17 protein-coding genes are annotated in these 25,184 nt (G+C 64.0%); 7 read left to right on the forward strand and 10 right to left on the reverse strand.

The window, feature by feature from the left end; genetic code table 11:
• Window position 1: 1 nt before the first annotated feature.
• Genes BLS51_RS04715 through BLS51_RS04725 form a run of 3 tightly spaced genes read right to left on the reverse strand, consistent with a single transcriptional unit; the run spans window position 2 to window position 5,459 of the window.
• Complete coding sequence (locus BLS51_RS04715) at window positions 2-1,963, reverse strand: CocE/NonD family hydrolase (RefSeq protein WP_090177473.1); 1,962 nt, start codon at window positions 1,961-1,963, stop codon at window positions 2-4.
• A 60-nt stretch (window positions 1,964-2,023) separates the two neighbouring features.
• Window positions 2,024-3,934 (reverse strand): molecular chaperone HtpG, encoded by a 1,911-nt coding sequence (gene htpG / locus BLS51_RS04720; protein ID WP_090177470.1) that lies wholly within the window; start codon window positions 3,932-3,934, stop codon window positions 2,024-2,026.
• 55 nt (window positions 3,935-3,989) lie between these two features.
• Window positions 3,990-5,459 (reverse strand): aminotransferase-like domain-containing protein, encoded by a 1,470-nt coding sequence (locus BLS51_RS04725; RefSeq protein WP_090177467.1) that lies wholly within the window; start codon window positions 5,457-5,459, stop codon window positions 3,990-3,992.
• 475 nt (window positions 5,460-5,934) lie between these two features.
• Between BLS51_RS04725 and BLS51_RS04730 the strand changes: the two genes are divergently transcribed.
• The 4 genes from BLS51_RS04730 to BLS51_RS04745 all read left to right on the forward strand — a co-directional run bounded on the left by BLS51_RS04730 (window position 5,935) and on the right by BLS51_RS04745 (window position 10,427).
• The gene (locus BLS51_RS04730; protein WP_229207388.1) at window positions 5,935-6,873 is read left to right on the forward strand and encodes a DMT family transporter; all 939 of its coding nucleotides are present in this window, start codon (window positions 5,935-5,937) and stop codon (window positions 6,871-6,873) included.
• Window positions 6,874-6,970: 97 nt separating this feature from the next.
• Window positions 6,971-7,432 carry a RidA family protein gene (locus tag BLS51_RS04735; protein ID WP_090177463.1) on the forward strand — a complete coding sequence of 154 codons (462 nt, stop codon included), beginning with the start codon at window positions 6,971-6,973 and terminating at the stop codon, window positions 7,430-7,432.
• Between the two features lie 83 nt (window positions 7,433-7,515).
• Window positions 7,516-8,709 (forward strand): aminotransferase-like domain-containing protein, encoded by a 1,194-nt coding sequence (locus BLS51_RS04740; RefSeq protein WP_090177459.1) that lies wholly within the window; start codon window positions 7,516-7,518, stop codon window positions 8,707-8,709.
• A gap of 359 nt (window positions 8,710-9,068) precedes the next feature.
• A complete protein-coding gene (locus tag BLS51_RS04745) occupies window positions 9,069-10,427 on the forward strand; it encodes a diguanylate cyclase domain-containing protein (protein ID WP_090177456.1) in 1,359 nt (452 codons plus the stop codon).
• Here BLS51_RS04745 and BLS51_RS04750 read toward each other — a convergent pair.
• On the reverse strand, window positions 10,405-11,532 hold the full coding sequence (locus BLS51_RS04750; RefSeq protein ID WP_090177453.1) for an MFS transporter: 1,128 nt from the start codon (window positions 11,530-11,532) through the stop codon (window positions 10,405-10,407). The genes BLS51_RS04745 and BLS51_RS04750 overlap by 23 nt on opposite strands.
• Window positions 11,533-11,693: 161 nt before the next feature.
• On the opposite strand from BLS51_RS04750, the gene BLS51_RS04755 reads away from it, so the two are divergent.
• Window positions 11,694-12,782: an AraC family transcriptional regulator gene (locus tag BLS51_RS04755; RefSeq protein ID WP_175472511.1), complete on the forward strand. Its 1,089-nt coding sequence runs from the start codon at window positions 11,694-11,696 to the stop codon at window positions 12,780-12,782.
• Here the strand turns inward: BLS51_RS04755 and BLS51_RS04760 are convergent.
• The 3 genes from BLS51_RS04760 to BLS51_RS04770 are packed head-to-tail and all read right to left on the reverse strand — an operon-like array spanning window position 12,779 to window position 16,546.
• A complete protein-coding gene (locus BLS51_RS04760; RefSeq protein ID WP_090177445.1) occupies window positions 12,779-13,642 on the reverse strand; it encodes an SDR family NAD(P)-dependent oxidoreductase in 864 nt (287 codons plus the stop codon). The two genes, BLS51_RS04755 and BLS51_RS04760, sit on opposite strands and share 4 nt — an antisense overlap.
• Window positions 13,639-15,147 carry an aldehyde dehydrogenase gene (locus BLS51_RS04765; RefSeq protein ID WP_090177441.1) on the reverse strand — a complete coding sequence of 503 codons (1,509 nt, stop codon included), beginning with the start codon at window positions 15,145-15,147 and terminating at the stop codon, window positions 13,639-13,641. Before BLS51_RS04765 ends, BLS51_RS04760 begins: the two co-directional genes overlap by 4 nt.
• A 10-nt stretch (window positions 15,148-15,157) precedes the next feature.
• Entirely contained in the window at window positions 15,158-16,546 is a 1,389-nt protein-coding gene (locus BLS51_RS04770) for a flavin-containing monooxygenase (RefSeq protein ID WP_217636400.1), read from the reverse strand.
• A 210-nt stretch (window positions 16,547-16,756) separates the two neighbouring features.
• On the opposite strand from BLS51_RS04770, the gene BLS51_RS04775 reads away from it, so the two are divergent.
• Entirely contained in the window at window positions 16,757-19,183 is a 2,427-nt protein-coding gene (locus BLS51_RS04775; protein WP_229207387.1) for a TonB-dependent receptor, read from the forward strand.
• Here the strand turns inward: BLS51_RS04775 and BLS51_RS04780 are convergent.
• From BLS51_RS04780 to BLS51_RS04790, 3 genes are read right to left on the reverse strand one after another with little or no spacing between them, the layout of a single operon-like run.
• Complete coding sequence (locus tag BLS51_RS04780; protein WP_090177432.1) at window positions 19,178-20,740, reverse strand: FGGY-family carbohydrate kinase; 1,563 nt, start codon at window positions 20,738-20,740, stop codon at window positions 19,178-19,180. The two genes, BLS51_RS04775 and BLS51_RS04780, sit on opposite strands and share 6 nt — an antisense overlap.
• Before the next feature lie 15 nt (window positions 20,741-20,755).
• Window positions 20,756-22,414, reverse strand: a complete 1,659-nt coding sequence (locus BLS51_RS04785) for a glycerol-3-phosphate dehydrogenase/oxidase (protein ID WP_090177428.1) — start codon at window positions 22,412-22,414, stop codon at window positions 20,756-20,758.
• Window positions 22,411-24,000 (reverse strand): FAD-binding oxidoreductase, encoded by a 1,590-nt coding sequence (locus BLS51_RS04790; protein ID WP_090177424.1) that lies wholly within the window; start codon window positions 23,998-24,000, stop codon window positions 22,411-22,413. Before BLS51_RS04790 ends, BLS51_RS04785 begins: the two co-directional genes overlap by 4 nt.
• 99 nt (window positions 24,001-24,099) lie before the next feature.
• Between BLS51_RS04790 and BLS51_RS04795 the strand changes: the two genes are divergently transcribed.
• Entirely contained in the window at window positions 24,100-25,122 is a 1,023-nt protein-coding gene (locus BLS51_RS04795) for an AraC family transcriptional regulator (RefSeq protein ID WP_090177421.1), read from the forward strand.
• Window positions 25,123-25,184 lie beyond the last annotated feature (62 nt).

A 25,184-nucleotide genomic window follows, 5' to 3' on the forward strand; every position in this document is an offset into this window, starting at 1 on the left:
CTTACTTGACGGAGGCGCCGACCAGCGGCAGCTCGATATAGCTGTCGTGGTAAATGCGCTGGGTTGCCTTTTTATAGTCCGCCGGCTGCGCGTGGAAGATGTTCGGCACAAAGGTCTGCGGATTGCGGTCATACAGCGGGAACCAGCTGGACTGGATCTGCACCATGATGCGGTGGCCCGGCAGGAACACGTGATTAGCGGTCGGCAGCGCAAACCGATACGGCAGCGGTGTGTTGGCCGCCAGTGGCTTGGCCGTCTCCAGGCTCTCTCGATAACGGCCACGGAAGATATCTGCCGACACCATCAGCTGATAGCCGCCCAGCTCCGGCTGCGACGGCACCTGATCCGGATAGACATCAATCACCTTGACCACCCAGTCGGCGTCCGTGCCGCTGGTGGAGGCCAGCAGGTGTGCCACCGGCTCGCCGCTGATCTTCACTGGCGCCGACAGCACGCCGGTGGTATAGGTCAGCACATCGGTGCGGCCCGAGGGTTCGCGCTGATCGTCGACCAGCCAGCGTGGCCAGGTCTGGCCCTTGGCTTCGTCATAGCCCACCGCCGCGATCGGCCGCGCGCGATATGGCACCGGCTTGGCAGGGTCGGAGATGTATTCGTCATAGCCGTTCTTCTGCGCCGGTGCACGCAATGCCACCGGCGCGGCGTTGGTCAGATTCAGCCTGGCGTTGGCGCCCAGCTTCAGCGTGGCCGGCGCGATGAAACAGCCGGTGACACAGCCGGCTGGCCAACGCTCCAGCGCGCGCCATTTGTTGGTGCCGGTCTCGAACGCCGTCACCGGGGCGATCTTCGCCGCCAGCGCTTCCGGCGATGGCTCGTCCTTCAGGTAACGGTCGAGGAAGGGCCGCAGAATCTCTTCGCGGAAGTGCAGGCCGGTGTCGCTGTTGAAGCGGATCGGCCCCAGCTTGCTGCCGTCGCCATCCTGGCCGCCGTGGTTCCATGGCCCCATCACCAGGAATACCTTGTTGTCCTTGTCGTTAGGCTTGATCGCCTTATAGGCGGCGATGGCGCCGTAGATGTCTTCCGCGTCCCACAGGCTGTGTACCAGCAGCGTTGGCACGGTGATCGGCTGCTTCGCAAGGATCTGGTCAACGGCCTGGCTTTGCCAGAACTGGTCATACGATGGATGCGCCAGCACCTTGCGCCAGAAGCCACTCTGCTCGACGCCGCGCTGACGCGCCAGTTCGCCGGCCGAGCCGGCGCGCATGAAGGTATCGTAGTCGTCGTAGGTGTTGATGAACCAGTGCGCGTCGTTGCGGCGCGTGACCACCTGCTCCAGGATGTATGGCAGGTTCACCTGGCGAAAGGCGCCGTTGTGGAACCAGTCGTCGCCGCGCCAGTTGTCGACCATGGGATTCATCGGTACCGCCACCTTCAGCGCCGGGTGCGGATTCACCAGCGCGATCAGCGGCAGATAGCCATCATACGAACTGCCGATGATGCCCACCTTGCCATTCGACTCCGGCACATTCTTGCTCAGCCACTCGATGGTGTCCCAGGTGTCGGTGGAATGGTCGATGGCGGTCGGATTGAAGGCGGTGCCGGCCATCGGCCGGTTCATCACGTAGTCGCCCTGCGAGCCGTACTTGCCGCGCACGTCCTGCACAACGCGGATATAACCGCCTTTGGTAATGACGTCGGCCTGGTTGTCATAGCCCTGCAGGATCGATTCCATCTGGGCGTTTTCCGACTGGCTGGTCATGCCTTCGGCACTGTACGGCGTGCGGGTCAGCAGCATCGGCGCGTTGCGCGCCTTGCGCGGAATGACGATGACAGTGTTCAGGTGGACGCCGTCACGCATCGGTATCATCACCGTGCGCTTGATATAGTCGAAGCTATCCACCGGCGCCTTGAACTCCTCAGGCGTCTCGCTGGGCAGCGTATTTTGTGCGTGTGCGGAGAGGAAGACGCTGGCCAGAACAGCCAGCGCCAGTGCGGATTTCTTCATGAACGCCCCGGTGTGTTGTGAAACGCTAAAGTATCACAACACACCAGCGCGCGGCAGGGCTTATTTCGCCAGCAGCAGCTCGTTCAGGCGTTTGACGAAGCTGGCTGGGTCGCTCAGCGAACCGCCTTCGGCCAGCAGTGCCTGATCGAACAGGATGTTCGACCAATCGCTGAAGGAACTGGCCACGTCTTCGTTCTTCAGGCGCTGCACCAGCGGGTGATCCGGATTGATTTCCAGGATAGGCTTGGACTCCGGCGCATTCTGGCCCGCCGCCTTCAGCATGCGCAGCAGATTACCCGACAGCTCGTTCTCGTCCGCCACCAGGCATGCCGGCGAATCGGTCAGGCGGAAGGTCACGCGCACGTCCTTGGCTTTATCGGTCAGCGCTTCCTTCATCTTCTCGACCAGATCCTTGTACGAGGACTCGGTTTCTTCGTGTTCCTTCTTCTCGGCTTCATCTTCCAGCGCGCCCAGATCCAGGCCGCCTTTGGCCACCGACACCAGTTCCTTGCCTTCGAACTCGGTCAGGAAGGACAACATCCACTCGTCGACGCGGTCGGTCAGCAGCAGCACCTCAACGCCTTTCTTGCGGAAGATTTCCAGGTGCGGGCTGTTTTTCGCGGCGATGTAGTTATCGGCGGTGACGTAGTAAATCTTGTCCTGGCCTTCCTTGGCACGCGCGATGTACTGTTCCAGCGAAGTGATTTGCTGGTCGTTGTCGTTGGCGGTCGAAGCAAAACGCAGCAGCTTGGCCAGACGGTCCTTGTTGGCCGCGTCTTCGCCGATGCCCTCTTTCAGCACCTGGCCGAACTCGGTCCAGAAGGTCGTGTACTTGTCTTTCTTTTCCTGCTCGTCGGCGTTGGCCAGTTCTTCCAGCATGCCGATCACGCGCTTGGTCGAGCCATCGCGGATCACTTTGACGTCACGCGACTCTTGCAGGATTTCACGCGAGACGTTCAGCGGCAGGTCAGCCGAGTCGATCACGCCCTTGACGAAGCGCAGATAGGTCGGCATCAGCTGCTCGGCATCGTCCATGATGAAGACGCGCTTGACGTACAGCTTGATGCCGCCACGCTTGTTGCGGTCCCACAGGTCGAACGGCGCCTTGGCCGGAATGTACAGCAGCTGGGTGTATTCGCTGCGGCCTTCAACGCGGTTGTGCGTATGGGTCAGCGGCGCCGCGAAGTCGTGCGAGACGTGCTTGTAGAACTCCTCGTACTGTTCCGGCGTGATGTCGGATTTGCTGCGCGCCCACAGCGCGCTGGCCTGGTTGACGGTTTCCAGCTCGTCCTTGAGGACGGTTTCTTTCTGCTCTTCGTCCCACTCTTCCTTCTGCATCACAATCGGCAGCGAGATGTGGTCCGAGTATTTGCGGATGATGGACTTGATCTTCCACGACGACAGCAGCTCGTCCTCGCCTTCGCGCAGATGCAGGATGATGTCCGTGCCACGGCCAATCTTCTCGATCTGTTCGACAGAGTAGTCGCCCTGGCCTTCCGATTCCCAGCGCACGCCTTCCGAAGCGGCGGCGCCAGCACGGCGGGTTTCAACGGTAATCTTGTCGGCGACGATGAAGCCTGAGTAGAAGCCCACGCCGAACTGGCCGATCAGGGCCGCATCCTGCTGCTGGTCGCCCGACAGCTTGCCGAAGAATTCCTTGGTGCCCGACTTGGCGATTGTGCCGAGGTGCGAAATCGCCTCGTCACGGCTCATGCCGATGCCGTTGTCGGAAATGGTAATGGTGCGCGCGGCCTTGTCGAAGCTGACCTTGATCTTTAGTTCATGGTCGTTGCCGTACAGGGCGTCGTTGTTGATCGCTTCAAAACGCAGCTTGTCCGATGCGTCGGAGGCGTTGGAGATCAGTTCACGCAGGAAGATCTCTTTGTTCGAGTACAGGGAGTGAATCATCAGCTGCAGCAGCTGTTTCACTTCTGCCTGGAATCCAAGGGTTTGTTTTTCGGTATCAGCCATTTTGGAATAGTCTTTTGGTTAAGATTTCAGGAAAGTGGGGATTATAAGAGGCTTTTCAAGAGCCGACCAATTCCCTTTCCAGGAATCGCCACACGGCCGGGTCTTGCATCGCCGCGACGTTGAGGCGCATGCGGGTCGACGGCAGCTGCTTGGGCGAGAACAGGCTGCCCGGCGCCAGCAGCAGATTATGCGCCATGGCGCGCTCCGTCAGCACATTGGTGTCGCAGCCGGCATCGGCCCAGACGAACATGCCGGCCGGCGGCGAGCCGTCGACTTTCAGGCCGGCCCGCTCCATCTGCCGCAGCGTCTTGGCGCGCAGCCCATCCAGCCGTGCACGCAATCTGTCGGCGTGCTTGCGGTAGGAGCCCTCGGACAGCACCTTGTACACCACCCGCTCGCCGATGTCGCTGGTGGTCAAGGTGGACAGCATCTTGCGGTCGGCCAGGCGCTCGGCGCGCTCCGGCGAGGTGGCGATGAAGCCGACCCGCAGGTTGGCGGCCATGGTCTTGGAAAAGCCGCTCAGGTAGATCACGCGCTGTAGCTGGTCCAGCGCCGACAGCCGCGTCGCCGGCTGCACCGCGCTGCCGGGATGCAGGTCGCAGTAGATATCGTCTTCTACGATGATGAAGTCGTGTTCCTCCGACAGGCGCAGCACCTGGAAGGCCTTGGCCGCCGACAGCGAGGTGGAACTCGGGTTGTGCAGCACCGAGTTGATGATGTACAGCTTGGGCTTGTGCAGCGCCGCCAGCTCGGCCAGGCGGGCGATGTCCGGGCCGTCGGCCAGGCGCGGGATGCCGACCACTTTGGCGCCCAGCGCGGCGAAGGAGCCGAACATCAGGAACCAGGCCGGGTCGTCGACGAAGATCGTGTCGCCAGGCCGCGTGAATTCGCGCGCCACCAGGTCCAGCGCCTGCGTGACGCCGGCCGTGGTAAGGATCTGCTCTGGCGCGGCGGCGATTTCCAGCTCGGCCAGCTTGTGCTGGAGTTGCTGGCGCAGCGGCAGAAAGCCTTGCGGCACGCCATAGCTTAATAAGAGCGTCGGGTTCTGGCGGCTGACGGCGCGCAGGGCGTTGGCCACCGCAGGGCCGTCCAGCCACTCGGGCGGCAGCACGCCGGAGCCTGGCATCTGCTGATGCGGCATCTGGCGGAACATATTCCGCACCAGCCACACCACGTCTATCGGTTTGCTGTCGAAGCCGGATAGCGCAGCGCGCCCGCCAGCCGCGCCATGCACGCCGAATGCGCCGCCGCCCGCCGCCGGATCGGCCACGTTGAGCGCCATCGCCGGCCGCTCCCGCACGAAGAAACCGGCGCCACGGCGGGATTCCAGGTAGCCGGTGGCCACCAGCTTGTCGTAGGCGGCCACCACGGTGAAGGCCGATACGCCGTGCGACGCCGCAAACGCCCGGATCGACGGCATGCGCGCGCCACCGCGCAACACGCGGTCATCGATACGCGCAGCCACCGAACGCACGATCTGGTCGATCAGCGTTTCGCCCGATTCACGCAACAACAGGCCCAGCATCGGCCCAGCGCCGCCGCGCCCGGCCACGCCATTAGCTGCGGCCGCACCAGCGCCAGTAGCTGCAGCCGTACCGGCGCCAGCGTTCGCGCCGGCAGACGCGCGACCAGGCGCCGCAGGCCCCTGCGCGGGATCTTGCGCCGTTGCCGCTCGTGTGTTGCCAGCAGCCCTGCCAGGTGTACGCGTTGGCGCACGTGGCCCACGCGGCTCATTGCGACCGGCAGACGTACTGGCAGCAGCCGGGCCGGGCAAAGGCACCGCCGTCACCGCCGGGCCGGGCACAGGGGCGGCCATGGCGCGGGCTTCGCGTGCCTGGGCGGCGGCCAGCGCCTCGTTGACTGCTTCCGCTGCCGCCGCTGCTGCGGCGCCCAACAGCGAAGTGCGTGGTCGTGTATTGGTCATTTTACCGTCACAGTATGTCAAATTATGTTTGCAAGTGTACTGGCACTGTACTGGTTTTGTCACGTAGGATGTCAGCATGACACCAACACCCATGCTGACCACTCACAGCCGCCTGAGTGACGAAACCACCGGCATGCTGCTCGGCCTGATCGGTGTTGCCATCTTCAGCCTGACGCTGCCCTTCACCCGCCTCGCTGTTGGCGCCGGCGCGGAAGGCGCGGCAGGACTGTCGCCGATGTTCGTCGCCCTCGCCCGCGCACTGGCTGCCGCCGTACTGGCAGCCGGCTGGCTGTACTGGAAACGCGCCCCGTTGCCGCCGCGCTCCGCGCTGCCGGCACTGGCCATGGTCGCCATCGGCTGCGTGATCGGTTTCCCCTGGCTGACTTCCGTTGCCATGCGCAGCCTGCCTGCCGCCCACGGCGCTGTACTGGTCGGCGTGCTGCCGCTGGCTACTGCCCTGTTCGCCGCCCTGCTGGGTGGAGAAAAACCGTCCCGAGGCTTCTGGATCATGGCGATCATAGGCTCGGCGCTGGTGGTCGGCTTTGCGCTGCGGCAGAGCGGCGGCAGTCTGCACGCCGCCGACCTGGCGATTTTCCTGGCGGTGCTGCTGGCGGCCATGGGCTACGCCGCCGGCGGCCGCCTGTCGCAGACACTGGGCGGACAGCAAACCATCTGCTGGGCGCTGGTGCTGGCCGCCCCACCGCTGCTGCCGGTGATCGGCTGGCTGGCGTGGCAGGAAGCTGCGCAGATTGCCAGCGCCAACACCGCCGCCTGGGCCGGCTTCGCCTACGTTTCCGTATTTTCAATGTTTATCGGATTCTTCTTCTGGTATCGCGGCATGGCGCTCGGTGGCGTGGCGCGGGTCGGGCAAGTACAGTTGGTGCAACCCTTTTTATCTGTACTGGGCGCCACCGTGGTACTGGGCGAAGCACTGGAATGGCAAACCCTGGTCTTCGCAATCGCTGTCATCGCCACCGTGGGCGCGGGCCGCAAAATGCAGGTAAAACGGGGCTGACGCCGTACAGTATCTGGATTTCGCGGCAACTGTAAGCATCCTCCGCCGCGAGAGTACAATATCGGTCTCCACACTAATAATTAACTGGATAACCACAATGTCTGTTTACGAAAAACTGAAAGCGCTTGATATCACCCTGGCAGCACCAGCCACTCCAGCCGCCGCCTACGTCATGTACGCCCAAACCGGCAATCTGGTATTCCTGTCTGGTCACATCGCCAAGCGCGCCGACGGCAGCGTCTGGGTCGGCCAGTTGGGCAAGAACATCGACACCGCAGAAGGCAAGGCCGCCGCACGCGCCATCGCCATCGACCTGATCGGCACCCTGCAAGCGGCCGTCGGCGGCGACCTGACCCGCGTCAAGCGCATCGTCAAGGTCATGAGCCTGGTGAACTCCACCCCTGAATTTACTGAACAGCACCTGGTCACCAACGGCGCTTCCGAGCTGCTGGGCGAAGTCTTCGGCGACGCCGGCAAGCACGCCCGCTCCGCCTTTGGTGTCGCCCAAATCCCGCTTGGCGCCTGCGTCGAAATCGAACTGATCGCGGAAGTCGCGTAAAGCGGGCGGCAGCTTATCCGCTGCCGTTCCTTCTATAAAAGCCGCCACAAGCGCGCTTGTTGTTATCCTCTAGTGAGACACGTATGAAAATCGAAAATCCCAATCCGATCCAGTGGCAGTTCGCCGAACGCGCCGAACAGCTGCAGGCTTCCTTCATCCGCGAGATCCTGAAGATCACGCAGCAGCCAGAGATCATCTCCTTCGCCGGCGGCCTGCCATCGCCGCTGACCTTCCCGGTCGACGAAATGAAGCTGGCCTACGACAAGGTCCTGACCAACAACGGCAAGGTCGCGCTGCAATACGGCCCGACCGATGGCTATACCCCGCTGCGCCAGTGGATCGCCGATTCGCTGTCGACCGGCGGCGCCAAAATCGTGCCGGAACAAGTGCTGATGGTCTCCGGCTCGCAGCAGGCGCTGGACCTGTTGGGCAAGGTGCTGATCGACGAAGGCAGCCGCGTGCTGGTTGAAACCCCCTCCTACCTGGGAGCGCTGCAGGCATTCTCGGTCTACCTGCCGGAATTCAAATCGGTGGCTACCGACGAACATGGCCTGGTGCCGTCGTCGATCGACAAGGTCGCGCAAGGCGCGCGCCTGCTGTACTCGCTGCCCAACTTCCAGAACCCGACCGGCCGTTCGCTGTCGATCGAGCGTCGCCAGGAGCTGGTGGAAACCTGCGCCCGCCTTGGCCTGCCGCTGATCGAGGACGATCCTTACGGCTCGCTGAGCTACAAGGGCGAGCCGCTGCCAAAGATGGTGGCGATGAACCCGGACGGCGTGATCTACATGGGCTCCTTCTCCAAGGTGCTGACCCCTGGCATCCGCCTCGGCTACGTGGTCGCCCCGCTGCCGCTGGCGCGCCGCCTGGAACTGGCCAAGCAGGCGGCCGACCTGCACACGTCGCAGCTGACCCAGATGGTGGTGCACGAAGTGATCAAGGACGGCTTCCTCGACCAGCACATCCCGAAAATCCGCGCGCTGTACGGCGACCAGTGCCAGGTAATGCTGGACGCGATGGCCCAGCACTTCCCGGCCGGCGTCGAATGGACCAAGCCGGAAGGCGGCATGTTCATCTGGGTCACGCTGCCGCAGCACATCAACGCCATGCAGCTGCTGGATGAAGCGATCGCCCAGAAAGTGGCGTTCGTCCCTGGTTCGCCGTTCTACGCCAACGAGCCGGCTACCAACACGCTGCGTCTGTCCTTCGTCACCGTGCCGCCGGAACGCATCCGCCACGGCATCGAGATCCTGGGCAAGCTGATTGCCGCAAAAATCTAAGTAACACCCTCAGCGGGCGGCACTCGCCGCCCGCAAAAATACAACACCATCGCCCGCGACTTTATCACCAATAGTCACTAAAAACGGCAATTCCCATAACTTCCAGCCAACATTACTTACACAATCTGGCGCTAGCGTGGCTGCGGCCTGATGCATCGAGGACAACACGCGTAGCCCACCGGATTTTTTTCACCCGAGCTCGACAGCAAAGCGGTATGATTTAGACGGATAGTCACTTTCATATCAGGCCAGCCTTTGTTGAAACACGCACCGATCACCTCTGTTTTGACCCGCCGTTGCCGACCCGCGCAACCGCTCAAACACGCCAATGCAACCCACCAGGTTAAAGGCGATCTCCAATGAATTCCGGAAGTCTGAGTTTTGCTACGCGGCGCGATGCCGCGATACTGATCGTGGACGACGCGCCCGAAAATCTCGGCGCGCTGCGCAAGCTGATGGTCGAACAGGGCTACCAGACCTTCGTCGCCACCAGCGGCGAGCGCGCACTGAAAATTGCGCGCCGCGTCCACCCGGACCTGATCCTGCTCGACATCATGATGCCGGGCATGGACGGCTACGAAACCTGCCGCCAGTTGAAGAGCAACGCCGCCACCCAGCGCATTCCAGTGATCTTCATGAGCGCGCGCACCGCCACCGAGGACGTGGTGGCCGGCTTCGATCTCGGCGCGGTCGATTACATCAGCAAGCCGCTGCGCATGCCGGAAGTGTGCGCACGCGTGCGCACCCAGCTGCAAATCCGCAGCCGCAGCGAAACGCATGAGGAACAGGCCGAACGCCTGCGCACCATCGTCAACAACATGGCCGAGGGCCTGCTGATCATCGAGGCCGACGGCCGCATTCAGTTCACCAATCCAGCCTGCGACAAATACCTGGGTTATCAGGCGGAGGAACTGGCCGGCCGCGACATCACCGAACTGCTGAATCCATTGGTGGCACAGGAGTACCTGGACTACTTCGCCCGCTATGCCGCCGCGCCGCAGTCGGCGCACAACCACGGCACGCGCGAGGTCATCATCCGCCACCGCAACGGCAGTTCGGTGTGCATGGACCTGACGCTGACGCCGATGTACCTGCGCCAGCCGCTGTTCATCGGCCTGCTGCACGACATTACCCACCACAAGCAGTCGGAAGACGCGCTGCAACGCGCCGCCATGGTCGATCCCTTGACCAAGATCGCCAACCGCCGCCACTTCGACAGTTTCCTGGAAAAAGAATGGCAGCGCGCCATGCGCAGCGGCCAGCCTTTGTCGCTGGTAGTGCTGGACGTTGACCACTTCAAGCTATACAACGATACGCTGGGCCATCCGGCCGGCGACGCCTGCCTGCAGCAGGTGGCGCAGGCGATCGCCTCGCACGCGCTGCGGCCGACCGACCTCGCGGCACGCTACGGCGGCGAGGAATTTGTGCTGTTGTTTGCCGAGACCGACGCCGCTGCTGCCTACCAGCTGGCCGAATCCATCCGCGCCCACATCGAATCGCTACAGATCCCGCATCCGCGCTCGACCACGTCGGCGTGGCTGACGGTCAGCATCGGCGTGGCGACCATCCACCCGCACCAGCTGGACAACACCGAGTCGCTGTTTGTCGCCGCCGACCGCGCCATGTACGTGGCAAAGGAAGGCGGCCGCAATCAGGTGCAGGCCACCAAGACCGGTGGGGCCTCGCTAGCCGCAGTCAAAGCGCTGGTGATGCGCTGACGCGTGGCGTGCCGCGCAGGGCTTTCAGCCCAAGCGGCACGCTGCCCGCCAGCGCCAGCAGCGCGAACACCGTCACGCCGACACCGCCGGCGTCCTGGAATAACGCTCCCGCCCCCACCGTGCCTAGCGCCACGGCGGCAAACGTCACCACCACGGAGCGCGACAGCAGCGTGCCGTCGCGGTCTTGCGCCGAGATGAAGCTGTTCAGCACCGCCATGATGGTGTAGAAGGCCGCATTCAGCATCAACTGGCCGATGAAGTACAGCACCGCGCCGTGTGCCAGGAAGAAGCAGGCGACGGAGCCGAACATCACGGCCAGCGCCGCCATCACTGTCAGTCCGCGTCGCGCCGCCAGCACCGGTATCGCCGGCACCAGCGCACCAAAGAATCCCAGCAGCGACGACACCGACAGCAGCACGCCGATCTGCGGCAGCGTCAGGCCGATACGCTCTCCCTGCAACGCCGACACCGCCCACACGCCGGCCTGCACGCTGTACACGCCAACAAACACGCCCCACGCCAGCCAGATGCCGGCCATGCCGCCCTGCCGTCCCATGTGCACGCCGGGCAGCCGCTGCGGCGCCAGCGACGGCACGCGCACCGCCACCACGCCCAGCACCGCCGCCATCAGCGCCAGTCCCTGCCACACGGCCGCGCCGCTGGCGGCATCCGGGAACAAGGTCAGCACCGTGAACACGCCGGCCACCGCCAGCCCGGACACCAGCAGCACCAGTCCCCACAGGCGTTCCGCATCCGGATGGCAAGCCAGGCAGATGCCGACCATGACGATCATCTGCGCCTCGCACAAGCCGGCAACCAGGCGCAGCCCGCTGAACACCGGCACCGGCAGCAGCAGCGCGGAAGCGGCCTGGCAGGCCGCCAGCAGCACCACTGCGGCCGCCGTCAGTGGTACCGGCAGGCGTCGCGCCAATGGCGGCAGCACGATGCAGCCGATCAGCATGCCGATCATCTCGACGCCAACCAGCATGGTCGCCTGGCCTTCGTCCAGGTGCAGCCGCGCCATCGCATTCGTCACCAGCAGCGGCATCATGGTGGTGCCGCCTATGCCCAGCGCCCAGGCGCAGGAAAGGATGAAAGTCCGCATGGTCTATCCCGTGTTGAATTTTTACCCAGCTTACGACGGCGGCGTAGTGCAATAGGTCTAAAATGGCCAAACACGGCACCAAAACGGCCATTTAGCCACAACGTGATCCAGCCGCCACAAACCGTACTATGCTAGCCGCACAATCTACAGGAGAAGCGCCCATGCCGGTCAAGCCGCATCATCCCGACGCCGAAGCCGCAGCCGATGTGCCGCCGCATGTGATACGCCAGGTGCTGCAACTGGTGGCCAGCCGTGGCCACTCGCCTGAGCGGCTGTGCAAGGGGCTGGGCTTCACGCCGGAGAATCTGTGCGACGCCAACTTCCGCGTCTCCTACCGCCAAACCAGCCTGTTGATACGGCGTGCGATGCAGCGCTGGGGCGATCCGGCGATCGGCATCGCCACCGGCGCACGCCAGACGGTCGTGTGTTTCGGCCTGCCGGGCCTCGGCATGCTGACCTGCGCCACGCTGGGCGAGGCGTTCCAGTATCTGATCAAGTACCAGCGCGCCGCCGGCGCACTGACGGTCAATGAAATCGGCATCCTCGACGAACACCACTTCGTCACCGAGGTGGCGACGCGCTTTCACGATCCCGAGTTGGAGCCCTTCTTCATCGAAGAGATTTTTGTCAGCGGCGTGGAAGTATCGCGCGCGATGGTCGGTTCGCACTTCCGCCCGGCGCGGCTGGAGCTGCGCTATCCTCGACCTGCGTATGCTGCCGCCTACAGCGAATACTTCCGTTGCCCGGTGGTGTTCAACGCGCCGCTGAATCGCCTGATCTGCGACATGGCCTGGTATCACTGTCCGCTGCCGACGCATGACCGCTATATGCAAGGCAGCCTGCAGGCGCAAATCGACCAGTTGCTGGAGACGGAAACGCCGCGCAACGATCTGGTCGAATCCATCATGAACGAGTTGCGCGGCTCTGTGGACGAGGTGCCGGGCCTGGCGAAAGTCGGTGCGACGCTCAATCTCAGCGAGCGCACGCTGCGCCGCCGGCTGGCCGAGCTGGATACCTCCTATCAGCGGCTGGTGGACCAGGTGCGTTACGAGGCGGCGCTCGACCTGCTGAAGCGCAGCGAAATGCCGCTGGTCGATATCGCCATGGCCACCGGCTTCACCGATGCGCGCAACTTCCGCCGCGCCTTCAAGCGCTGGTCCGGCATGCTGCCCAACCAGATCCGCCAGGGCGCGCCCGCTCCACGGCTGATTCCCGTGGAGCGGGCCGGCGCCGCGCAAGCAACCGCCTAGGACAGCTCCCACTGGCCATCGCGTACCTGCACCAGCCCGCGCCGCCGCAGCGACTCCAGGTAGCGTGCATGGCCGCGCAAGCCCTTCTTGCGGAACAGCGGGATCAGCCTGGGCAGCAGGTTCGGCGCCAGCATCGCCAGCCGCACCGTCCAGGATTCGCTGATGCGCGGATAGCGCTCCAGGCAGGGGTGATCCAGCATGCGCAGCACCTGCTTCGCCACATCCTCCGGCTGCTGCGGCGGGTCCATGAACTGCAGCGTGTTGCCGCCCTCAATCGCTTCGCGCATCAGCATCGGCGTCTCGGTGGCGGATGGCATCACGCTGCCGATCTTCACGCCGTGCCGTTCGGCGTCCATGCCCAGGCACAGCATGGCGCCGCGCAGGCCGAACTTGGTGGCCGAGTAGATGCCGGTTTCCGGCAGCGGAAAAATGCCGCCCAGCGAAACCGTATTGATGACGCGTCCATCGCCAGCCCGCTGCAAGGCCGGGAAGGCCAGCCGTGTCAGCACAATCGGTGACAGCAGGTTGATATTCAGCTCGCCGAGGATATTCTCGACCGAGCGCTCCTCGAAATGGCCGGTGCCGGTGATGGCCGCATTGTTGACCAGGATGTCCAGCCGCCCGAAGCGCTGCTGCACAAAGGCCAGCAACTCCGGCAGCTTGCTGAAGTCGCGCAAATCGATTTCCACGCCGGTGGCTGCCGGTCCCAGTTCAGCGACGGCGACATCCAGCGACGCCTGGTTGTAATCCGCCAGCACGCACTGGATGCCACGCGCGATAAAGCCACGGCAGATGGCGCGGCCGATGCCGCCGGCGCCGCCGGTAATCAGGGCCACACGCCCCGTTGCAGTTGTCGTCATGCGCCGCCCCTCCCCAGTTGCATCCAGATGGTCTTGGTTTCCATGTACTGGTCATGCGCCAGCAGCGACTTCTCGCGGCCGCCAAAGCCGGACTCCTTGTAGCCGCCGAACGGCACGCCGGTATCGCCTTCCGAGAAGCAGTTGACCGACACCGTGCCGGCGCGGATCTGCTTCGCCACGCTGTGCGCCGCGTCCAGGCTGCTGGTGTAGACGGACGATGCCAGGCCATAGCTGGTGTCGTTGGCAATCGCCACGCCTTCGGCCAGGCTGTCAAACGTCAGCACTGACAGCACAGGGCCGAAGATCTCTTCGCGTGCAATCGTCATCGACGGCTGCACCCGGTCAAAGATGGTCGGCTCGACAAAGCTGCCGCCGCTGTCCTGCCGCACCTGCTGGCCACCATAGACCAGTTGCGCGCCCTGCTCCTTGCCACCAGCGATATAGCCCAGCACCCGCCGCATATGCTGCGGTTCGATCATCGCGCCGATGCGCGTGGCCGGATCGAGCGGATCGCCGACGCACCATTCGTCAAACGCCCGCTTCACCTGTTCCAGCAGTTCGTCCTTGCGCGAGCGATGCACGATCAGCCGCGAGCCGGCGCTGCAATTCTCGCCCTGGCAGAACAGCGCACCCAGCGCCACCTGTTGCGCCACGCCAGCCAGGTCGTACGCATCGGCCAGCACCAGCGCCGGGCTCTTGCCGCCACACTCCAGCACCACCCGCTTCATATTCGACTCGGCCGAATACTTGAGGAACAGCCGTCCCACCTCGCCAGAGCCGGTAAAGCTGACACAGTCGATATCGCCATGCCGGCCAATTGCCTGCCCCACTGTCTCGCCATGGCCCGGCACAATATTCAGCACGCCATCCGGCACACCCGCCTCCAGCGCCAGCCGGCCCAGCACCAGCGCCGTCAGTGTGGTTTGCTCGGCCGGCTTGATGACGATGGAATTGCCACTGGCGAGCGCCGGACCGATCTTCCAGCCAGCCAGGTAGATCGGAAAATTCCATGGCAGGACCGCGCCGACCACGCCGACCGGTTCGCGCACGATCATTGCCACGATATCCGGCGCGGTAGGCGCTACCTGGTCGTACAGCTTGTCGGCGGCTTCCGCGTGCCAGCGCAGGCTTTCGATCATGTCAGGCAGGTCGGCCGACAGCGCATCACGTATCGGCTTGCCGGAATCCAGGCTCTCCATGATCGCCAGTGTCTCAAGCTTGGCTTCCACCAGGTCGGCGAAACGCAACAAGACTTTCTTGCGGTGCTTGGGTGTGGCGCGCGACCAGTCGCCACGCTCGAACACGCGGCGCGCGGCACTGACTGCGTCATCCACTTCCAGCGCACCGCAGCGCGCGATGCCGGCCAGCCGGCGGCCGGTGGCGGGATTGATGGTGTCGAACTCCTCGGCCGAGATAGCGTTGACGAAACGGCCGCCGATCAGCGCGCGCGTTTCAAAATCCAGGCCGGCTGCCTGCTGCTGGTAGAACGCAAAGGTCTTCTCCATGCCGCCTCCGTCAAGCCGCCGCGCGCAGTGCGGCCGGCTGTGCAGCCGCCGTATCAACGCGCAAGCAGTCGTAGTAGTCTTCAGTCAGTTCAGGCCAGCCCATCTTGCGCCGCAGCCGCTTCAGGTAAGACTTCAGCGCGTGCGCTTCCAGATAGACTTCATGCCGCTGCGACTGCACGAACTTGAGCCCGCCCGACAGGTCGGGATGGTCATGCGCGATCAATTCATCGAAGCGGCCGGCGCTGGCCGGGTTGTCCAGCTGATCGCGCAGGTAGGCGGCGATCATGAAAGCTTCCGTGTCAAACAGCTTGTAGGCGCTGGAATTGGTTTCAACGTAGCCGATGCCGAACAGGTTGCGGTGATCGCGGCTGAACATCGACAGATACAGCTGCGGCCTGCCGCCGCGCCACTCAAAGTATTCAGCTGCGTATTTGCAGCTCCACTTGTAGCCGGTGGCATAGATCACCAGGTCCAGCTGCTCGCGGCTGCCGTCCCTGAACACCACATCGTCGCCGTCGTAATGCGACACATCCGGCCTGACCGTGATATTCCCATGCTGAAGATTGTGCAGCAGCTGCGAGTTAAGCAGCGGATGGCTTTCAAACAGCTTGTGGTCCGGCTTGGGCAAGCCGAAGCGTGTCAGGTCGCCGGTGAACATCTTCAGCAACAGGCTCATGACCGGACGCGCCACCCAGATCGGCAGCGGCGGGCCGCTCTCGCCCACCTGGTCGGCGGGAATGCCAAACAAATGCTTGGGAATGAAGTGATAGCCGCGCCGCATGCTGATGAAGGCGTGCCGCGCGCGGCTGGCAGCATCGCAGGCAATATCCGCGCCGGAGTTGCCGGCGCCGACAATCATCACCCGCTTGCCAGCAAATTCATCGCTGCTCTTGTAGGTGACAGAGTGGCGTATCTCGCCGTTGAACTGGCCTTTCACCTCGGGCATATTCGGGTCCCAATTACAGCCGGTGGCGCAAATCACCGCCAGATAGCGGCGGCGCGTGCCGTCACCCAGCGTCACCACCCACTTGCCGCTGTCTTCTTTCTGTACATGCTGCACCGGCGTATTGAAGCGGATCGCCGCACGCAGGCCGAATACATCCGCATAGCTGCGCACATAGCCGAGTATCTGCTGGTTGGTCGGATAGTCCGGATACGACTTCGGCATCGGGAAGCCGATAAAGCCAGACAGATCGCGCGATGAAATGAAGTGCGCGGATTCGTAAATCGGACTGCCGGGATTCTGCATGTCCCAGATGCCGCCGACATCCGCATGGCGCTCGAACTGCTCGTATGCCAGGTTCATCGCCTTCAGCGCGCGCGCTGCCGACAAGCCGCCCGGCCCCGCGCCCACCACACACACCGCGTTGCCGCAGTCGGTAATCTCGTTTGCGATCATTGTGTTCCCCCCCATTGTTGAAAGTCCCGGCTTCATTGTGCAAACAAAGCCAGGCGGCGACGGGGGCAAAAAGGACAAGCGGGGAGCCGAAGCGGCCACGCAACACCGACAGGGGTTGGCCGGGACGGCATCCTTGTCTGTCCGATCCGGCCCCCGGCGCGGTGAAGCACGCGTCTACATTGAAAAAAACCAAACAACCGAGGAGAGACCGTGAAGCCACATGCATTGCAGCCGCCATCCCGACCATCCCGCCACATGCGCGTGCTTGCGCACAGCATCGCCCTCGCCTTCGCCGGCACACTCAGCGCGCACGCCGACGACGATATCCAGAAAGTCATCGTCACCGCGCAATCCCGTGCGCAGTCAGTGCAGGAAGTACCGATCTCCATGGAAGTGATTACCGCGCGCGACATCCAGAACCTCGGCGCACGCAATCTCGGCGATGTCACAGGCTACCTGCCTGGCTTCCAGGTTGACGCCACCCAGCCCACCCAGCCGATCTTCGGCATACGCGGCGTGCAGGCGGGCGACTTCGGCATCGGCACCGATACGCCGGTCGGCATTTACGTCGATGGCGTCTACACCGGCAAGACCGGCGGTGCGCTGATGAACTTCATCGACATCCAGCGGGTGGAAGTGCTGAAAGGCCCGCAAGGAACGCTGTTCGGCCGGAATAGCGCGGCGGGCGCCATCTCGGTGGTCACCAACGAGCCGGAAGCGGAATTCGATGCCAGCGGCCATGTCAAGGTGGGCGATTACGGCCGCGTCGATGCCGACGCCATGCTCAACGTGCCGCTTAGCGGCAGTACCGCCGCACGGCTGGTGTTCGTCCGCGCCCGCAGCGATGGCTGGGTGCGCAATACCAGCACCGGCCACCGCACCACCGGCGACAATACCTGGGCCACGCGCCTGTCGCTCAAGCAGAAAATCAGCGACGCGACGCTGCTGCTGTCGTGGGAGCACGAACAGTTACGCCAGAAAGGCTGGCCAGCCTTTGGGGTCGTCAAGGATCCAACGCTGCCATTTTCCGGCTACACCGGCGTCTACGATACTGCCTACGTTGCCCGTTTCAGCGACCCACGCAAGGCGCCGCTGGAGAACGACACCGATGGCCGCGAGACGCGCAACTTCGACGGCGTGACGCTGCGCGCCGAGATACCGCTGGGCGGCGTCACGCTGCGCTCCACCACCGCCTACCGCACCTTCTCGTCATATAATCTGACCGACAACGACGGCAGCGCGCGTATCGACTTCCGCCTGGCCACGCAAGACCAGAAAAAGGCCTACAACTGGCAGCAGGAATTCAAGCTGTCCGGCACCACCGACACGCTGGACTGGATCGCCGGCGCCAGTTTCTACAACAACCGCGAGCGGCAGCGCAGTTCCGCCATTCTCAACACCGCTACGCTGGATAGCCTGAGCCTGATGCAAGGCGGCGTCGCCGATTTCGCCACGCTGTTTGGTGGACTGGGCATGGCAGGCGTTCCCGGCGTGGACGAAAGCTCGGTATTCAGCTGGCAGGAGGACAATAACGCCAGCCTGCGCACGCGTGCCTTCTCTGTTTACGGGGACTTGATCTGGCGCCTGGCGCCTGGCACGCGCCTGACCACCGGCTTGCGCTGGAGCCGCGACCGCAAGGAAATGCAATGGCATGTGCCGGGCCGTGAATCGGTCGCGCTGGACGCGCTGCTCAACACCTACGGCCCGGCTGCGGGACTGGATGCTTCGGCACTACCGCCGAATATCATCTTTGCCGCCGCCGGCCCGCTGGCCGCCACGCCTGTCAGCGCCAACCGCAGCTGGACCGACTGGAGTCCGCGCCTGGTACTCGATCACAAGCTGAATGACGACCTGCTGCTGTTTGCCTCGCTATCGCGCGGCTATCAGGCCGGTGGCTTCAATGTCTTCACGCCGCCGAACGCCACATCATCCAATCCGCGTGAGCGCGATCCGAGCTTCAGTCCCGAAAAGATGACCAATCTGGAACTGGGCTTCAAGCTGACCGCGCCGTCGCTGCGCGCCACCATCAATGGCTCGCTGTTCGCCTACCGTTTCAAGAACCTGCAAGACGTCAAGCTGGGCGGCACCAGCGCCATCCCCACCTACAACATCATCAATAGCGACCAGGAGGCCAAGGGCCTGGATCTCGATGCGCGCATCCGCATCTCGCCACGCCTGACCGCGTTCGCCGGCGTCGAGTTGATCGACCAGACCTACCAGCGCTACCAGACCACCGACAGCAGCGGCGCCACACTCGATCTGTCAGGCCAGACGGTCGGCACGCCGCGCTTCAGCGGCATGGCTGGCATCAACGCCAACTGGGAGGCGCTGAACGGCCGCATGAGCGCCACGCTGCAAGGGAATTATCACAGCAAATCCCGCTGCAACGACGACACGCGCGCGCTGCAATGCCTGAACGCACCAGCCTTCCGCACCGGCGACTCCGGCGGCAAAGCCGACCTGCGCCTCGGCTGGGACGCCAGCAACGGCAAGTTCGGCATCGGGCTGCTGGTGAACAACCTGTTCGACAAGCGCTACGTCTACAACCTGGATGGGCAGACCAAAGCCTTCGGCCTGCCTTATGCCAGCGTTACCGCGCCGCGCACCATTGCGCTTGAACTGCGCGGCAGCCTATAACTGCTCCGGATAGCCGGTGATGTCAGCGATCTGCTGATACATCGGCTGCAACTGCTTGTACATATTGAGGTAGACGCGCCGGTACAGCTGATCGTAGATTTTCTGATTGGCGGCGATCGGATGGAACACGCGGCCCGGACGCGTCATGGCACGCGTTGCGGTGTTGAAGTCCTTGTGCAGCCCGAGGCCTGCGGCGATGGCGATGGCCGCGCCCAGGCCGGAGGTTTCGTAGACATGCGCGCGGGCGGCGGGCAAGCCGAAGATGTCCGCCGTCAGTTGCATCGCCGCGTCGCTTTGCGAGCCGCCGCCGGCGATGCGCAATTCTGTCACCGCCACACCGCTGCGTTTTTCGATACGCTCCTTGCCCTCCCTGAGCGCATAGGCCAAGCCCTCCAGGATGGCCCGATACATATGCGCGCGCGTGTGGACGTCGCCGAAGCCGATCATCGCACCCTTGGCTTCGGGCCCGGGGATGCGGATGCCTGGACTCCAGTACGGCTGCAGCATCAATCCCATGGAGCCCGGCGGCACCTCGTTAACCAATTGGTCGAACATCGCTTCCGGCGCCGTACCCTGCTCCGCGCCAGCCATCTTTTCCAGATGTCCGAATTGCTCCTTGAACCAGTTGACCATCCAGTAGCCACGGAAGATCTGCACCTCGGTACTGTAGGCGCCTGGCACGGCTGCCGGATACGGTGGAATGAAGGGCGTCACCTCCACGTACTGTTTGCTGGTGGTGTTGATGGTCGCGGTGGTGCCGTAACTGAGGCAGGCGATGTGCGGTTCCAGGCTGCCGGCGCCGATCACCTCGCACGCCTTGTCCGCAGCGGCGGCCACCAGCGGCGTGCCTTCCGGGATGCCGGTTGCCGCAGCAGCGGCTGCGGTAACGGTGCCGATCACGGTCCCTGGCGACACCAGCTCGGGCAGCATGTCGGGGCGCACACGCAGCGCCTGCCATTTCCAGTCGCGCCGTGCGGCCCATTGGTGGCGCCTGTAGTCGAACGGCAGGTAGGCTACCTGCGAGCCGGTTGAATCAACATGGCGCCCACACAGCCGGTAGTTGAGGAAGCCGGACAGCAGCACGTATTTATACGTTTGTGCCCAGATCTCCGGCTGCTGCTCGGCGATCCAGTTGATTTCCGCTTCGCGCCGGAAGTATTCAATCGTGTCCTCCACCCGTGCAGCCTTGAAGGCGGCGCGCCACCACCAGCTTAACGGTTTTTGCTTGCCGACGCGGCGCTGGTCCAGCCAGGTGATCGCTGGCCGCAGCACCTTGCCTTCGCGGTCCAGATTGACCACCGTGCCGCGCTGCGTGGTGACAGCGACGCCCTTGATGGCGCTGCGCGGGATGTCGGTGCTGCGCCACAGTTGCTGGCAGGCGGCGGCGACCGCGTCCCAATAACCATCGGCGTCATGCTCGGCCCAGCCGGGATGCGCGGAGAAATAGGCTTGCAGGTGAATCTGCGACTTGGCGGCCAGATTGCCGTTCAAGTCAAACAGCAGCGCGCGCACGCTTTGCGTGCCGTTGTCGATGGAGAGCAGGTAGTGGTCTGCCATGATGTCTCGTAGTGGTTATTGTTGCGGCATGCTGTAATGCGCCTGCCAGAGTGCGAGATACGCGGCCTGCTCCTGCTCCCACCGCTGATCGTCCCAGCCAAGTTCCGGCTGGCAGATGGTGCGGATGCGTGGCAGGATGGCGACGCCGCCGCCGCGCAACTGGATGCCGATACGCGTGCGCCGCAGCAGCAGGTCTTCCAGCTTGCAGACGTCTTCATGGCGCGCGGCCCAGCGCAGCTGCGCCCAGATGGTTTCCGTGCCAGGAATGACGGCCAGCTCACCGGCCTGCGCCGCATCCACCAGTTCCTGTGCCTGCACGCCGTAGCGGCCCTGCAGGCGCAGCGCCTGACCGGCCGGCAGCTCCGGTGTATAGCGCAGCGGTGGCGAGGGCGTGAATACCGGCTGTGGCGACAGCTTGTCCTGCAGCTCCGGCAGTCGCGTGGCGGCCAGCTTGAGCACGTCCAGCGCGATCACGCGGAAGGTGGTCAGCTTGCCGCCGGTGACGGTCAACAAGCCGTTTTCCAGCCACAGTGCGTGGTCGCGCGTCTCTTTCGACGGATCGGACTTGCCGCTATCGATGACCGGCCGCACGCCGGCGTAGGTGGCGATGATGTCATCATCGCCCAATTGCAGTTGCGGGAACTGCGCGAGCAAGGCGGCCAGCAGGTAATCGCATTCGGCGCGCGTGATGGCTGCTTCTTGTGATAGATCGTCACGGTGATCCACATCGGTCGTGCCGACCAGCGTAACACCTTCCCACGGATAGGCGAACACCGGGCGGCCGTCGGCGGGATGCATCAAGCTGATCGCCTGCGCCAGCGGCAGCCGCCAGGCCGGCAGTACCAGGTGACTACCACGCAAAGGCCGCAGTCGACGCGCCGCCCCGTCGCGCTCCGTGCCGCCGGCCGCCGAAGCGCCACCGGGACGGCCGGCATGCATGCCAGTTGCTTCATTGGCCGCCACGCCCGAAGCAGGCGGCGTTGTGCGCAGCCGGTCTGCCCAGGCGCCGGTCGCGCTGATGACCATCCGTGCGCGCACCTCGTGCTGCGCACCATCCAGGCCGTCGCGCAGACGCACGCCTTCCACGTCGCCATTCGCTGGCGTGGCGTCGCCAGCGCGTAGCAGCGCCTCGACAGCCATGTAATTTAATGCGACAGCACCATGCGCGCGCGCCTCCTGTAACACCCTCAGCACCAGCCGCGCATCATCCGTCTTGGCGTCCGTGTAGACCATCCCACCCTGAAGGCCGTCCGTGGCGACATTCGGTGCCAGCGCCGCGAACTCGTCGCGGCCATAGTAGTGCCGCGCGCGCTGTCCCGCCATGCGGTCATAAATCGCCAGTCCCGCCAGGAATGCCCGCTTGCCCGGCTTGCGCCCCACATAATCGCCAAAGGCGAAGCTCTGCGGCTCCACCAGGCCGGCGGCCTGACGCAACAAATGCTCGCGCTCATGCACCGACTCGCGCGTCAACGCAAACTGCCCCTCTTTCAGATAGCGCAATCCACCATGCACCAGCTTTGAAGACCGGCTCGACGTACCCCAGGCAAAATCGCGCTGCTCAACCAGCAACGCCTTCAGGCCGCGCCTTGCCGCCTCCAGCAGAATGCCAGCGCCCGTAATGCCGCCGCCAATCACAATCACATCCCACTCACGCGCGAAGTCGGTGCGCTTCATGACATCAGCTTCCCGGGATTCATGATCCGCTGCGGGTCCACATGCTCCAGCACCGAACGCAGCATCGACATACCCAGCCGCCCCTTTTCCGCCGCCAGATACGGCGCATGATCGGCACCTACGCCGTGCTGGTGGCTGATCGTCCCGCCATGCTCGACAATCGCCAGCGAAGCCGCCGTCTTCAGCGACTTCCAGCGCGCCAGGTCGGATTCATAGTCGCCGGCCAGCCGGTACACAAACGTCGTGTAGACGCTCGCCCCTTGCGCATACAGATGCGACAAGTGCGTATAGGTATGCACCTGCTCCCCATACTGGCCCAGCGCCGCCACGGCGCCCTTCTCCAACGCCCGCATCATGATCTCGACGCGCGGCCAATCCACCGCCGTCTCGACCGTATCGATGGCATAGCCATGCGACCACGCCGCGTTGCGCAAGTAGACATTGCGGAAGCGGTTTTGCCGCCACTTGTCGCCCATGAAGCGCCCCACATGCACGCCGCCATGCGGCAGCGTCATCGCCAGCGCCTCGCGCAAGGCTGCGCGCGCCAGCGATTTGCGGCCACTGACACCGATCATCAGCATGCACTTGCCGTCGCCACAGCCGCGCAGCGACAGATAGCCTTCCAGCACAGACACCATGCGACGATGGCCGGCCAGCGCCAGCATGGTCAGCGTCTCCAGCGGATTCGACAGACGCAGCATCGACAGCGACAAGCCGGCCTGCACCACCTGCCGCACCGCTGTCTCCGCCGTCTGCCAGTTGGGGAAGAACACCGCGTGGAACGCCTCATAAGCCGGCGCCGGCGTCACCCGCACCGTCGCTTCGGTCAGGATGCCGAGACGGCCTTCGGAGCCTAGCACTATCTCACGCAGATCCGGCCCGGCAGCCGACGCCGGGAATGTCGGCAAATGCAGCGTGCCCGATGGCGTCTCCAGCGAGCCGCCTCGGAACATCTGCTCGATGCGCCCGTAGCGCAGCGACTGCTGCCCCGACGAGCGTGTCGCCACCCAGCCGCCCAGCGTTGAATACTCGAACGACTGCGGGAAATGGCCCAGCGTGTAGCCGCGCGCGCGCAACTGCGCCTCCAGGTCGGGGCCGAGCACTCCGGCGCCAAAGGTCGCCAGTTGCGATTCCGTGTCCAGATATAGCAACTGGCGCATGCGCGTCATGTTCACCGCCAGTGACGGCATACCGGCTGGCGCAGTCAGATGACCGGCAACGCTGGTGCCGCCACCTTGCGGGATCACCGCCACCCCATGCTGGCGTGCATAGTCCAGCAAGTCGCGCACGTCCTGCGCGCTCTCCGGATAGGCTACGCCGTCCGGCGCTGCGCCAATCACGCCATACCGCAGGCGTAGCCAGTCCGGCAGGCTCTGGCCCAGTGCATTGCGCAGCCGGAGTGCCGGCGCGGTATTCACCAAGCGATGCGCCGGCAGACGCGAGGCGCCGACCTGCGCGCAAGCCTGCTCGAAGCCCGCATCCGGCACCGGCTTGCCGGCGCCGATGCGCTGCGCGAGAAAAGCCAACGCGCCATCGTTCAGCGCAAATTCAACCGCATCGTCACCCCAACCGTTCCAGCGTCTCATTGTTTTTCTATCTCCCTGGCGGGCGCTTGTTATACTGGAGCGCACCGATTATTCACCAGTTGAGATTAAAACAATGCCGCCCGCCGGTATTGCGCATTCATGACAGCTCCCTTGTTCGATCATGCCAAACGCGTAGCGGGCTCTTATCTCCAGCCGCTGCTGGAAGCCGCCGCAGCGCGCGGCGTGACGGCGCGGGCGCTGGAGCAAGCCGCCGGCCTGGCGCCCGGCACGCTGGAACCGCTGCCGGAATCGCTGCCCGCCGACGACTATGTGCACCTGCTCGACCTTGGCGCACAACTGGCCAACGATCCGCATTTCGGCCTGCATGTCGGCCAATGCGTCAAACTGGGCACCTACACCGTCTATGGCCTGATCCTGTTGAGCTGCCGCGACTTCGGCCACGTTTTCGAACAGACCATGCGCTATGAACAGCTGGCGCATGACCTGGGCCGTTCCAGCATCACTGTCGATGACGACATCGCCTACTACGCCTGGCATAGCAATTACAGCAGCGCGCACCGGCACCTGGCCGATAGCGTGTTTGCAGGCATCCGGGTGTTCAGCAACTGGCTGGCCGGCATCACGCTGCCGGCCAATGATCTGAAATTGATGCACGATGGCGGTCCGCCCGAGCTGCGCGACGAGTATGAAAAAGTGCTGGGCGCGGTGCCCGAATTTGACGCCGAGGCCAATGTGGCCAGCTTCAACGCCATGATGCTGTCCTGGCCTGTGCCGAACGCCGACGTCAGCCTCTACCCGGTGTTGCAACAGCACGCGGAGCAGCTGCTGCAACAGCGCCTCGCCAGCCAGCCGGCGATCACGCAGCAGGTGCATGCTGCCATCATCGCCAGCCTGTCGAGCGGCCAGGTCAGGCTGGCGTCGATTGCCGAAGCACTGAAGCTGTCGCCGCGCACCTTGCAGCGCAAGCTGAGCGAAGCCGGCGCCACCTTCCAGCAGGTGCTGGACCAGGCCCGCTTTGCGCTGGCCAGGGAATACCTGAAACGTCCCGAATTAAACCTGGTGGATATCGCTTTCCTGCTCGGCTACCAGGAGCAAAGCGCGTTCAATCACGCTTTCAAGGAATGGGCCGGCGTCAATCCCGGCGCCTGGCGCGCCAGTTAGATCGGGTGTCCGCGCACGCGGATGAAAGGGCGCGCCGCTGCAATCGTGGCCACCATGACGAC

This window comes from Duganella sp. OV510 (genome assembly GCF_900100205.1).
In the GTDB taxonomy this organism is placed as follows: domain Bacteria; phylum Pseudomonadota; class Gammaproteobacteria; order Burkholderiales; family Burkholderiaceae_D; genus Rugamonas.